The sequence below is a fragment of the Pseudomonas sp. TH21 genome, assembly GCF_016651025.1.
GTDB classification, from domain to species: Bacteria; Pseudomonadota; Gammaproteobacteria; order Pseudomonadales; family Pseudomonadaceae; genus Aquipseudomonas; species Aquipseudomonas aylmerensis.
Genome location: NZ_JAEKEQ010000001.1, coordinates 6,339,043 through 6,351,069 on the forward strand (window position 1 = coordinate 6,339,043; position 12,027 = coordinate 6,351,069).

At 62.5% G+C, this 12,027-nt stretch carries 12 protein-coding genes; 4 read left to right on the plus strand and 8 right to left on the minus strand.

The annotated features are described in order from the left end of the window. The first annotated feature begins 32 nt into the window (after positions 1 to 32). The 4 genes from JFU04_RS28245 (at position 33) to JFU04_RS28260 (ending at position 3,100) form a co-directional block, all read left to right on the plus strand. On the plus strand, positions 33 to 953 hold the full coding sequence (locus tag JFU04_RS28245; protein WP_010564478.1) for an SPFH domain-containing protein: 921 nt from the start codon (positions 33 to 35) through the stop codon (positions 951 to 953). Positions 954 to 963: 10 nt separating this feature from the next. Continuing rightward, the gene (locus JFU04_RS28250; protein ID WP_065902326.1) at positions 964 to 1,410 is read left to right on the plus strand and encodes an NfeD family protein; all 447 of its coding nucleotides are present in this window, start codon (positions 964 to 966) and stop codon (positions 1,408 to 1,410) included. Between the two features lie 69 nt (positions 1,411 to 1,479). Further along, positions 1,480 to 1,794, plus strand: a complete 315-nt coding sequence (locus JFU04_RS28255; RefSeq protein WP_003176799.1) for a DUF2388 domain-containing protein — start codon at positions 1,480 to 1,482, stop codon at positions 1,792 to 1,794. A 163-nt stretch (positions 1,795 to 1,957) separates the two neighbouring features. Then, on the plus strand, positions 1,958 to 3,100 hold the full coding sequence (locus JFU04_RS28260; RefSeq protein ID WP_065902328.1) for a DegT/DnrJ/EryC1/StrS family aminotransferase: 1,143 nt from the start codon (positions 1,958 to 1,960) through the stop codon (positions 3,098 to 3,100). A 102-nt stretch (positions 3,101 to 3,202) separates the two neighbouring features. Here JFU04_RS28260 and gcvH read toward each other — a convergent pair whose 3' ends face one another. The 8 genes from gcvH to pepP all read right to left on the minus strand — a co-directional run bounded on the left by gcvH (position 3,203) and on the right by pepP (position 12,016). After that, the gene (gene gcvH, locus JFU04_RS28265; RefSeq protein ID WP_065902330.1) at positions 3,203 to 3,586 is read right to left on the minus strand and encodes a glycine cleavage system protein GcvH; all 384 of its coding nucleotides are present in this window, start codon (positions 3,584 to 3,586) and stop codon (positions 3,203 to 3,205) included. 52 nt (positions 3,587 to 3,638) lie between these two features. After that, positions 3,639 to 4,721, minus strand: coding sequence for a glycine cleavage system aminomethyltransferase GcvT (gcvT, locus tag JFU04_RS28270; protein WP_201146099.1), 1,083 nt, complete (start codon positions 4,719 to 4,721; stop codon positions 3,639 to 3,641). Positions 4,722 to 4,877: 156 nt separating this feature from the next. After that, positions 4,878 to 6,494, minus strand: a complete 1,617-nt coding sequence (locus JFU04_RS28275) for an ABC transporter permease (RefSeq protein ID WP_201146100.1) — start codon at positions 6,492 to 6,494, stop codon at positions 4,878 to 4,880. A gap of 166 nt (positions 6,495 to 6,660) precedes the next feature. Then, the gene (locus JFU04_RS28280) at positions 6,661 to 7,665 is read right to left on the minus strand and encodes an extracellular solute-binding protein (RefSeq protein WP_106802340.1); all 1,005 of its coding nucleotides are present in this window, start codon (positions 7,663 to 7,665) and stop codon (positions 6,661 to 6,663) included. Between the two features lie 139 nt (positions 7,666 to 7,804). Further along, entirely contained in the window at positions 7,805 to 9,022 is a 1,218-nt protein-coding gene (locus tag JFU04_RS28285; RefSeq protein ID WP_201146458.1) for a 2-octaprenyl-3-methyl-6-methoxy-1,4-benzoquinol hydroxylase, read from the minus strand. A gap of 9 nt (positions 9,023 to 9,031) precedes the next feature. Then, on the minus strand, positions 9,032 to 9,517 hold the full coding sequence (locus JFU04_RS28290; RefSeq protein WP_120450427.1) for a DUF4442 domain-containing protein: 486 nt from the start codon (positions 9,515 to 9,517) through the stop codon (positions 9,032 to 9,034). After that, entirely contained in the window at positions 9,510 to 10,697 is a 1,188-nt protein-coding gene (ubiH, locus tag JFU04_RS28295) for a 2-octaprenyl-6-methoxyphenyl hydroxylase (protein WP_065902342.1), read from the minus strand. The genes JFU04_RS28290 and ubiH overlap by 8 nt, the downstream gene beginning before the upstream one ends. Further along, positions 10,694 to 12,016, minus strand: a complete 1,323-nt coding sequence (gene pepP, locus JFU04_RS28300; RefSeq protein WP_065902344.1) for a Xaa-Pro aminopeptidase — start codon at positions 12,014 to 12,016, stop codon at positions 10,694 to 10,696. The genes ubiH and pepP overlap by 4 nt, the downstream gene beginning before the upstream one ends. Positions 12,017 to 12,027: the final 11 nt, after the last annotated feature.

A 12,027-nucleotide genomic window follows, 5' to 3' on the forward strand; every position in this document is an offset into this window, starting at 1 on the left:
GTTTTACTGACATTCTTAGATAAGGAATCGCTATGCAGATCGGAACCGTACTGCTTCTTTTCGTAGGGTTGGCCATCGCCATCCTCTTCATGGGTTTCAAGGTAGTGCCCCAAGGCTACCAGTGGACGGTCGAGCGCTTTGGCCGCTACACCAACACCCTCAAGCCCGGCCTGAACATCATCATCCCGGTCATGGACCGCATCGGTCGCAAGATCAACGTGATGGAAAGCGTGCTGGATATCCCGCCGCAGGAAGTGATCACCGCCGACAACGCCACCGTGCAGATCGACGCCGTGTGCTTCTTCCAGGTGGTCAATACCGCCCAGGCCGCCTACGAGGTCAACAACCTCGAGCACGCCATCCGCAACCTGCTGCAAACCAATATCCGAACGGTGCTCGGCTCGATGGAGCTGGATGCGATGCTCAGCCAGCGTGACGGCATCAACGAAAAACTGCTGAAAACCGTGGATGAAGCCACCGCCCCCTGGGGTATCAAGATCACCCGTATCGAGATCAAGGACATCAGCCCGCCCGCCGACCTGATGGCTGCCATGTCCGGCCAGATGAAAGCCGAGCGGATCAAGCGTGCGCAAATCCTCGAGGCCGAAGGCCTGCGGGCATCGGCGATCCTGACCGCCGAAGGCAAGAAGCAGGCGCAGATCCTCGAAGCCGAAGGTAGCCGTCAGGCGGCCTTCCTTGAGTCCGAGGCCCGCGAGCGCCAGGCCGAAGCCGAAGCGCGCGCCACCCAGGTGGTGTCGGAGGCGATCGCATCGGGCAACGTGCAGGCGGTCAACTACTTCGTCGCGCAAAAATACATCGACGCCCTGGGCAAGCTGGCTTCGGCCAACAACAGCAAGGTCATCCTGATGCCGCTGGAAGCCAGCCAAGTAATCGGCGCGGTCGGCGGTATCGGTGAGATCGTCAAGGCAACGTTCGACAGCAAGAAAGGCTGAGGCCATCGCCATGTGGGATTTCCTGCTGAATTTGTCATTCTGGGATTGGCTGGCGCTCGGCACCGTGCTGTTGATACTCGAAGTGTTCGGCGCTGGTGGCTACCTGCTGTGGATGGGCATCGCAGCAGCCGCAGTCGGCGTGATCAAGTTCCTGGTCCCGCCCTTGGGACTGGAATGGCAGCTGCTGCTGTTCGCCGTATTGTCGATCCTCACGGCGGTGTATTGGTGGAAACGCCAGCGCAGCAGCGCCAAGGTCAGTGACCAACCAGGGCTGAACGAACGTGGCTCCGAGCTGGTCGGGCGCACCTTTGTGGTGCATCAGGCGATTGTCGAGGGTCGCGGCAAGGTAAAAGTCGGCGATGGCGTGTGGATGGTCACCGGTCCCGACAGCCCTGTAGGCGCTCACGTACGGGTAATTGGTCGGGAAGGTGCAGTATTGAAGGTTGAAACTGTTTAGTCAGTGATGGAACTCGGCTGGGCTTACTACAATCATAAAGTACAGATAACCCACCCGGAGTCACCCATCATGCGTCTCAAATATGCTGTCGCAACCCTTGCTGTGCTTTCCCTCCCTGTCGGTTCAGCCATGGCCGACAGCTTCTGGCGCAATGTCATCTCGTCGGGCGCCACCACCGGCTCGACGTACCTGACTTTCAAGGACCACAAGCTGGTGGTCGCCGCACAAGACGACGCCGGCAGCTTTGTTGCCAGCGACGGCGGCATCCGTGGCCCATACCTGGAAGCTGCGATGCAGAAAGTCCGCGCCGATAACCCTGGCCTGCAGGCCACGGACATGGAGCTGGCCAACGCCATCCTCGCGAAAAACGCTGTCACCGAGTGATTTTCACTCCCTGAAGAATGCCGCTGATAAAGCGGCATTTTTTTGCCCGTGACACGACGATTCATTCACGGATGACAGGCTATATTCAGTCTAGCCGTGCAACCATGCCGGTACTGATACCTTGCCTACTCATCGCCAATCTGAAACGGATGCCTTCGTCGTCATGAGCCAACAGCCTTTTCTGCCATTTTCCAAACCCACCATCGATGAAGCCACCATCTCGGCGGTGGGCGATGTATTGCGCTCGGGCTGGATCACCAGCGGGCCAAAAGTGCAGGCATTCGAGGCGCAGCTGTCGGAATACTTTGGCGGTCGCCCGGTGCGTACGTTCAACTCGGGCACCTGCACCATGGAGATAGCCCTGCGCATCGCGGGCATCGGCCCAGGTGATGAAGTCATCACCACGCCGATATCCTGGGTTGCCACGGCCAACGTGATCCTGGAAGTGGGCGCCACGCCGGTGTTCGCCGACATCGACCCGGTCACTCGCAATATCGACCTGGCCCAGGTCGAAGCAGCGATTACCCCGCGTACCAAGGCGATCATCCCGGTGTACCTCGCCGGTCTGCCGCTGGATATGCCGATGCTCTATGCCCTGGCTAACAAGTACAACTTGCGCATCATTGAAGACGCGGCCCAGGCGCTGGGTTCCAGCTGGGATGGCGAGCGCATTGGGGCCACGGGTGACTTCGTGTCGTTCAGCTTCCAGGCCAACAAGAACATCACCTCCTCCGAGGGCGGTTGTCTGGTGCTGAATAACGCTGAAGAAGCGCGCCTGGCAGAAAAATATCGCCTGCAGGGCGTCACCCGCACGGGTTTCGACGGACTCGATGTGGATGTGCTGGGCGGCAAGTTCAACATGACCGATATCGCCGCCGCCATCGGCTTGGGGCAGTTCGCGCATATCGAGAAGATCACCGCCCATCGCCAGAATCTGGCGCGACACTACTTCAAGTGCTTTGGCAGCGACTTCGAGGAAAAGTATGGCGCGCAATTGCCGCCGGCGGACTTCGAGAACAGTAACTGGCACCTGTTCCAGCTGGTGCTGCCGGAGCGTCAGGACGGCCTGCCCGCCCGCGCGACCTTCATGGAGCAGATGCAAGCCCATGGCGTCGGCATTGGCTATCACTACCCGCCGATCCACCTGCTGAGCCTGTATCGGGCGCAGGGATTCAAGGAAGGCATGTTTCCGGTAGCTGAGCGTGTGGGACGCTTGATTGTGTCGTTGCCGATGTTTACGGCGATGACAGAGGCAGATGTGGAGCGTTCGGTGGCAGCCGTCAAGGCAGTGCTGCAAGCCGGCTAGTCACAATCGACCGTGGGAGCTGGCTTGCCTGCGACTGCATCACCTGGGTATCACTGATACACCGAGGTGCCCGCATTGCAGGCAAGCCAGCGCCTACAGGGTTTACTCGCCGATGGCAGCTTTGTAGCCGGCGGCGTCCAGCAGTTTTTCCAGGTCGGCCGGGTTGCTTGGCTTGAGCTTGAAGATCCACGCGCCATACGGGTCAGAGTTCAGCAGCTCAGGGCTACCACTCAGCTCTTCGTTGACGGCAATCACTTCGCCTGCCACCGGGGCGTAGATATCCGAAGCGGCCTTGACCGACTCCACCACACCCGCCTGATCAGTCGCGCCAAACTGGGCGCCAACCTCGGCCAGCTCAACAAACACCACGTCCCCCAGCGCTTCCTGAGCGTGGTCGGAAATACCGACAGTCACGGTGCCGTCAGCTTCCAGACGGGCCCATTCGTGACTTTCAGCAAAACGCAGGTCGGCAGGGATATCGCTCATAATCTGTGTCCTCAAGAAGTAATGTCAGCGGCCTTTGGCCTGCCGGAAATAGTTAGATCAGGGTTTTGCCATGGCGCACGAAGGTCGGCTTGACCACTCGAACCGGGTACCACTTGCCGCGGATTTCCACTTCGGCCCGATCGGCTGTCGCCGTCGGTACACGCGCCAGGGCAATGGATTTGCTCAGCGTAGGAGAGAAACTACCACTGGTGATCTCTCCTTCGCCAACATTGGCGATACGAACCACCTGATGAGCGCGTAAAACCCCGCGTTCTTCAAGCACCAGCCCGACCAGTTTGAACTGCACACCCGCCGCCAGTTCAGCTTCCAGCGCGGCGCGCCCGATGAACTCGCGTTCGGCCGGCTCCCAGGCAATGCTCCAGGCCATGTTGGCCGCCAGCGGCGAAATGTCCTGGTGGATATCCTGGCCGTACAGGTTCATGCCGGCTTCCAGGCGCAGCGTATCGCGGGCGCCAAGGCCGATGGGTGAAATACCGGCACCCACCAGGTCATTGAAGAAGCCCGGGGCCTGATCGGCAGGCAGCACAATCTCCAGGCCGTCTTCACCGGTATAACCGGTGCGGGCGATAAACCAGTCGCCATCGGCCTGGCCTTCAAAGGGCTTGAGCTGGTGGATCAGGGTGGCGCGCGCCTGGGTCACCAGTTCGGCGATCTTCTGCCGGGCGTGCGGGCCTTGAATGGCCAGCATGGCCAACTCGGGGCGCTCATGCAGCTGCACCGGGTAGCTGCCCAACTGCGCCTGCATCCAGGCCATGTCCTGGTCGCGGGTGGCAGCATTGACCACCAGGCGGTAGCCGCTTTCGGTACGGTAGACGATCATGTCGTCCACCACTCCGCCCTGCTCATTGAGCATGGCGCTGTAGAGCGCACGGCCGCAGCCATGCAAACGATCGACATCATTGGCCAGCAGGTGCTGGAGCCATTCCTTGGCCTGGGGGCCGGTGACATCGATCACGGTCATATGAGATACATCAAACACCCCGCAGTCGCGTCGCACCTGATGGTGTTCTTCAACTTGCGAGCCGTAGTGCAGAGGCATATCCCAACCGCCAAAATCGACCATTTTCGCGCCTAGGGCGAGATGCAGGTCATACAGAGGCGTACGCTGTCCCATGGGTTTCTCCTTCCGGGCGTGGCGAAGGTGCGCAGCGTTGCCGTCCGCGCTGGACACCTTGATTTACAAGGCCTGCAGCCACGCACAGCGACTCGATCCGAAAGACGGACCGCACCGAATGCCGCGCATTGTAGCCTCAAGCCGTAGGACTGGCACCTAACCGATTTGCCGGGCAGAGCGTCGGATCAGCCCGATCACCGGCAGCAAGCCCACCAACACCAGGGTCAAGGCCGGTAATGACGCCCGCGCCCACTCCCCTTCGCTGGTCATTTCGAAAATCCGCACGGCCAGAGTGTCCCAGCCAAAAGGCCGCATCAGCAGGGTTGCCGGCATTTCCTTGAGTACATCGACAAATACCAGCAGCGCCGCGCTCAATGTCCCGGGCAGCAACAACGGCAGATACACTTTGCAAAACAGTCGTGGACCACTCACCCCGAGACTGCGCGCCGCCTCCGGCAGGGACGGGCGGATGCGTGCCAGGCTGTTTTCCAGCGGACCATAGGCCACCGCCAGGAAACGCACCAGATACGCCAGCACCAGCGCCGACAGGCTACCCAACAGCAAGGGCTTGCCCGCGCCGCCGAGCCATGCCGACAGTGGCACCACCAGCTCACGGTCCAGGTAACTGAACGCCAGCATGATCGACACAGCCAGCACCGAGCCCGGCAGGGCGTAGCCGACGTTGGCCAGGCTGATGCCGGAGCGAATCGCCCGGATCGGCGCCAGGCGGTTGGCGAACGCCAATAGCAACGCCACGCTGACGGTGATCAGCGCCGCGATGCCACCCAGGTAGAGGGTATGCACGATCAGGCCTGAATAACGTTCATCCAGGTCGAAGCGGCCACGCTGCCAGAACCAGGCGACCAGTTGCAGCATCGGAATCACAAAGGCACAGGCAAACACCAGGCCACACCAACTGCTGGCCGCGAGCGCCTTGAACCCTCGCAAGTGATACAGGGCTTTACCCCGTGGTCGTTCATTGCCTGGGCGGCTGGCACCCCGTGCGCGCCGCTCGCCATACAGCACCAGCATCACCACCAGCAGCAACAGGCTGGCCAGCTGCGCCGCGCTGGACAGACTGAAAAAGCCGTACCAGGTCTTGTAGATGGCGGTGGTGAAGGTGTCGAAGTTGAACACCGAGACCGCGCCGAAATCCGCCAGGGTCTCCATCAATGCCAGCGCCACACCCGCGCCAATCGCCGGCCGCGCCATGGGCAAAGCGACACGCCAGAAAGCTTGCCAGGGCGATTGCCCCAACACCCGCGCGGCTTCCATCAGGCCTTTGCCCTGGGCCAGAAACGCGGTGCGCGCCAGCAGGTACACGTAGGGATAGAACACCAGCACCAACACAATGATCACGCCGCTGGTGGACCGAACTCGCGGCAGGCGCAAGCCGGTGCCAAACCATTCGCGCAGAAGGGTTTGCACCGGGCCGGCGAAGTCCAGCAAGCCGACGAACACAAACGCAAGCACATAGGCCGGAATAGCGAAGGGCAGCATCAACGCCCAATCCAGCCAGCGCCTGCCGGGGAATTCGCAAAGGCTGGTCAGCCAGGCCAGGCTCACGCCCAACAGGGTGACGCCGACGCCAACCCCCAGCACCAGGGTCAGGGTGTTGCCCAAGAGGCGAGGCATCTGGGTTTCCCACAGATGGGACCAGATTTGCGCATCGATGCTTTGCCAGGACAGCAGCAGTACGCTCAGCGGCAGCAGCACCAAGGCAGCGACGGTGAAGACCGGCAGGTACCAGCGGCGTTGGGCGGGGTGGGCCAAGGAGAAGCTCTCAGAAAAATAAAGATTTTGAAGGCGCCGCTAACCAATGTGGGAGCGGGCTTGCTCGCGAAAGCGGTGTATCAGTCACTCAGGTATCGACTGACACGGCGCTTTCGCGAGCAAGCCCGCTCCCACAATTAGATCGGCGGTGTCTTGAAAATTGTACTCAGTTCCAACCCGCCCGATCCATCAAACGAATCGCCTCGGCCTGGCGCTTGCCCGCGACTTCAACCGGCAAGGTGTCGGCGACGAACTTGCCCCAGGTCGCCACTTCGGCCGACGGCGGTACCGCCGGGTTGGCCGGGAACTCCTGGTTTACATCGGCAAAGATCTTCTGCGCCTCAGGCGTGGTCATCCACTCCACCAAGGCCTTGGCGGCTTCCGGGTGTGGCGCGTTTTTGGTCAGGCCGATACCCGACAGGTTCACATGCACGCCACGGTCGCCCTGGTTTGGCCAGAACAGCTTCACCGCGAGCGCCGGGTTCTGCTTGTGCAGGCGGCCGTAATAGTAGGTGTTGACGATACCCACGTCGCACTGGCCGGCGTTGATCGCCTCCAGTACCGCGATGTCGTCCGAGAACACATCGGTGGACAGGTTGTTGACCCAGCCCTTGACGATTTCTTCGGTCTTGGCCGCACCATGGGTTTCGATCAGGGTCGCGGTCAGCGACTGGTTGTAGACCTTCTTCGCCGTGCGCAGGCACAGGCGGCCTTCCCATTGCTTGTCGGCCAAGGCCTCATAAGTGGTCAGGTCACCCGGTTTGACCCGGTCGGTTGAATAGGCAATGGTCCGCGCGCGCAGGCTCAAACCGGTCCAGGCGTGGTTTGAGGAGCGGTATTGCAGGGGGATGTTCTTGTCGATTACCGCGGAGGTGAACGGCTGCAGGATGCCCATTTGCTCGGCCTGCCAGAGGTTGCCGGCGTCGACGGTCAGCAACAGGTCGGCGGTGGCGTTCTCGCCCTCGGCCTTGATGCGCTGCATCAGCGGGGCTTCCTTGTCGGTAATGAACTTCACCTTTACACCGGTCTTCTGGGTGTAGGCGTCGAACACCGGCTTGATCAGTTCGTCGATGCGCGAGGAGTAGACCACGACTTCATCGGCGGCCTGCACGGTGGTGCTGCCGAGAAGGGTGAGTGCCAGGGCAGTCAGGAGGCGCTTGGGTGCCAACATGGGTGCGGTCTCTCATTTGCAAAAAGAAGGCAAATGATAAGGACTCACATTTGGTAACGCTTGGCGGAGGCGTTACCAGATGTTGCACGAGGCGCGCCTCGTCGCCGGCAAGCCGGCGCCTACATAGGTCGCGTTGAGCTCATGGCTTGGCCAGTTCCGGGAGATCGCCGGTCAGGCCCAACGCCTGGCGCACAAACACCGCCTTGGCTTCCGGCATCTGGTCGACCAGCTTCAAGCCCGCATTGCGCAACCAGCGCAACGGCAGTTGGTCGGCCTGGAACAGGCGCTCAAAGCCCTCCATCGCCGCCATCAGTGCCAGGTTGTGGGGCATGCGCCGGCGTTCGTAGCGGCTCAGCACTTTCACATCGGCCAGGCGCTCGCCGCGTTCGGTCGCCGACAACAGCACCTCGGCCAGCACCGCCGCGTCGAGAAAGCCCAGGTTCACGCCCTGCCCCGCCAACGGGTGGATCACGTGGGCCGCATCGCCGATCAGCGCCAGGCCTTCGGCCACATAGCGCTTGGCGTGACGCTGACGCAATGGCACGCAGACACGCGGGTCGGCGCTGATCACCGTGCCGAGTCGCCCCTCAAAGGCGCGCTCGAGTTCACGGCAAAAGCTTTCGTCATCCAGCGCCATCAAGCGTTCGGATTCTGCCGGTGTGGTCGACCAGACGATCGAGCACCAGTCTTCCTGTCCATCGCGCGCCAGCGGCAAGAACGCCAGCGGGCCGGTGTCGGTAAAGCGTTGCCACGCCGTGCGCTGGTGCGGTTGGCTGCTGCGCACGCTGGTGACGATAGCGTTATGCAGGTAATCCCATTCGCGGGTCGCGGTGCCGGTCAGGCGGCGTACCGCGGAGTTGGCGCCATCGGCGGCCACCACCAGCGGCGCGCGCAGCTTGCGACCGTCGGCCAGGGTCAGCAGCCAGTCGTCGCCGGAGCGGCGCATCTGCTCCAGGCGCGCATTGGCCAACAGGCCCAGGTCGCAGTCGTGCAAGCGATCGAGCAAGGCATCCTGCACCACGCGGTTCTCGACGATGTGCCCGAGCACCTCGGCATGCACGCTGGCCGCCGAAAAGTGGATCTGCCCGGTGCCGCTGCCATCCCACACCTGCATCTCGCCGTAAGGGCTGGCACGTCGCGAGACGATGCCGTTCCACACACCCAGGCGTTCAAGGATGCGCTGGCTGGCGGTCGACAAGGCGCTCACCCGTGGCTCGAAGGCGGCTTCGGGGTCAAACGGCTTGACGCTCAGCGGGCTGCCATCCAGCAGCAGCACCTGCAGGCCACTGCCTTGCAACGCCAGCGCCAGGGCGCTTCCGACCATTCCGGCCCCGACAATCAGCACATCTGCGCGCATGTCCATGCTTTAAGCCTGTCTCGCTGGCGGCTTGCGCCGCACGTAAAGGGTTTTGTCGACCCGCGCCACCAGGGTGCCGGAGCCGTCATGAATCTGCACTTTGAGATGCGGCAGGTACTTCTCGCCACCCTCGGTCTGTCGACGAATCTCATCGAGCAAGGCGTCGTCGATGGAAAACTCGGCATACACCGGGCCCTTGCCCGGCGAGACAAAGTCGATGCTCGCGGCCTTGTCCCAGACGATATAGTCGCGGCCCAGGTTTTCCATCAACAGCAGCATGTAGAACGGGTCGACCATCGAATACAGGCTGCCGCCAAACTGCGTGCCCACGTAATTGCGGTTGTACCAGCCCAGGCCCATGCGCACCTTGGCATGCCGAAAGTCGGCACTGAGCACCTGCACACGCACGCCCGCGCCGAGGTACGGCGGGTACAGGGTCAAGAACCAGCGCAGCAGCCGCGCCTTGCCCACACGCCGGGTCAGCCAGCTACGCATTGGGACGCGTGCCCAGGCCCATGGCCTGACGGGCGAACCAGCGCTTGGCCGGGGGCAACAGATCCAGCCCCAGCAGCCCCATATTACGGCCCAGCGCGACCAACGGTTGCGCACTGCCAAACAGCCGCGTGACCTGGTCGGAGAAGCCCACGGTCAGTTGCTGGTCGAGGCGCTGGCGCTCGCGATAGCCTTGCAAGGTCGCCAGGTCACCCGGCACCGCCGGCCCGGCCAACAACGCCTCGGCCAAGGCATTCGCATCACGCAGGGACAGGTTGAACCCCTGCCCGGCAATCGGATGCAGGCTGTGGGCGGCGTTGCCGAGGATCGCCAGGTGCGAGCGCACTTGTTCTTCGGCTTCCACCAGGGTCAGCGGATACAGATGACGCGCGCCCACTTGCTTCAGGGTACCCAGGCGGTAGCCGAACACACCCTGCAGCTCGCTCAGGAAACTGCGCTCATCAAGGTTGGCAAGGCGCTGTGCGTCCATGCCGATGCGGGTCCAGACCAGCGCGCAGCGGTTGTCCGGCAGCGGCAGCAAGGCCATCGGGCCTTCATCGGTAAAGCGCTCGAACGCTTCGCCGTTATGGGCTTCGCTCGGGGTGATGTTGGCGATCAGCGCGCTCTGGTTGTAGGGGCGGGTTTTCACGCCGATGCCCAGTTGCTCGCGCAAGCCGGAGCGGCCGCCATCGGCCAGCACCGCCAGGTCGCACTCAAGCACGGTTTCATCATTGAGGGTCAGGCGATAGCCATCCGGCAGCGGTTCCATGCGCGTGACTTCCGCCGGGCAGCGCCAGCTCACCACGTCTTTGTCCAGGCCCTGCCACAGGCATTGGCCCAGCCAGGCGTTTTCCACCACGTAGCCGAGGGCCGGGACCCCCTCCTCCATGGCGGACAGGCGTGCGGTGGAGAACCGCCCACGGTCCGACACATGAATCTGCTTGATCGGCTCGGCGCGGCGGGAAATGTCCTGCCAGATGCCCAGACGCTGATAGATCTGCCGGGCCCCGAACGACAGCGCCGAAGAGCGCGCATCGTAGCTTGGCTGATAGCTGTCGCCCGGCGCGAAGGGCTCGATCAGCACGATCTTCCAGCCCCGCGCCTTGGCCCCGGCCTGCAACGCCAGCGCCAGGCTGGCACCCACCAGGCCGCCACCGATAATCGCCAGGTTGACCCGGCTCATCGGGCAGCCGCCATCAGTGCTTCAATCTCGGCGACAGCCTTGGGCACGCCGCCGGTTAGAATTTCACAGCCTTGCTTGGTCACCACCACGTCGTCCTCGATACGTACGCCAATGCCACGCCATTTCTTCGCCACGGCCTGGTTATCCGGCGATATATAGATGCCCGGTTCCACGGTCAACGCCATGCCGACTTCCAGCACGCGCCATTCGCCGCCCACCTTGTACTCGCCCACGTCATGCACATCCATGCCCAGCCAGTGGCCGGCGCGGTGCATATAGAACGGTTTGTAGGCTTCGCTGGCGATCAATTCGTCGACGTCACCCTGCAGCAGTCCCAGCTTTACCAGCCCAGCGGTGATGACTTGCACCGTTGCCTCGTGGGCCTGGTTCCAGTGTTTGTTCGGCGCGATCTCGGCAAAGGCGGCTTCCTGGGAGGCCAGCACAATCTCGTAGATCGCCCTCTGTTCCGGGGAAAACTTGCCATTGACCGGCCAGGTGCGCGTGATGTCGCTGGCGTAGCAATCGATCTCGCAACCGGCGTCGATCAGCACCAGGTCGCCGTCCTTGAGCACCGCATCATTCTGCTGGTAATGCAGGATGCAGCTGTTGCGCCCGGCGGCGACGATGGAGCCATAGGCCGGCATCTTCGCGCCGCCCTTGCGAAATTCGTAATCCAGCTCGGCTTCCAGGCTGAACTCGTGCAGGCCGGCGCGGCTGGCTTGCATCGCCTTCACGTGGGCGGCGCAGGAGATTCGCGCGGCCTCGCGCATCACCTTCACTTCTGCCGCCGATTTATACAGGCGCATGTCGTGAAGCAGATGATCCAGGGCAACAAACTCGTTCGGCGGCTGGGCGCCCAGGTGCGCTTTAGAGCGGATCACGTTGATCCACTCCATCAGGTGCCGGTCGAATTCGGCATTGCTGCCCATGGCCGAGTACACCCGGTCGCGACCTTCGATCAGGCCGGGCAGGATGTCGTCGATATCGGTGATGGGGAAGGCATCGTCGGCGCCGAAGTCACGCACCGCGCCTTCGGTGCCGGCGCGCAGGCCGTCCCACAGTTCGCGTTCGGCATTGCGTTCGCGGCAGAACAGCACGTACTCGCCATGCTGGCGACCGGGCATCAGCACGATCACCGCTTCGGGCTCGGGAAAACCGCTGAGGTACTGGAAGTCGCTGTCCTGGCGATAGACATGCTCGACATCGCGATTGCGAATGGCCACGGCGGCGGCCGGCAGGATCGCGATGCTGTTGGGTTCCATCTGCGCCATGAGCGCCTTGCGGCGCCGGGTGTATTCCGCTTTGGGGATATGGATCATGGGCAGAGGGG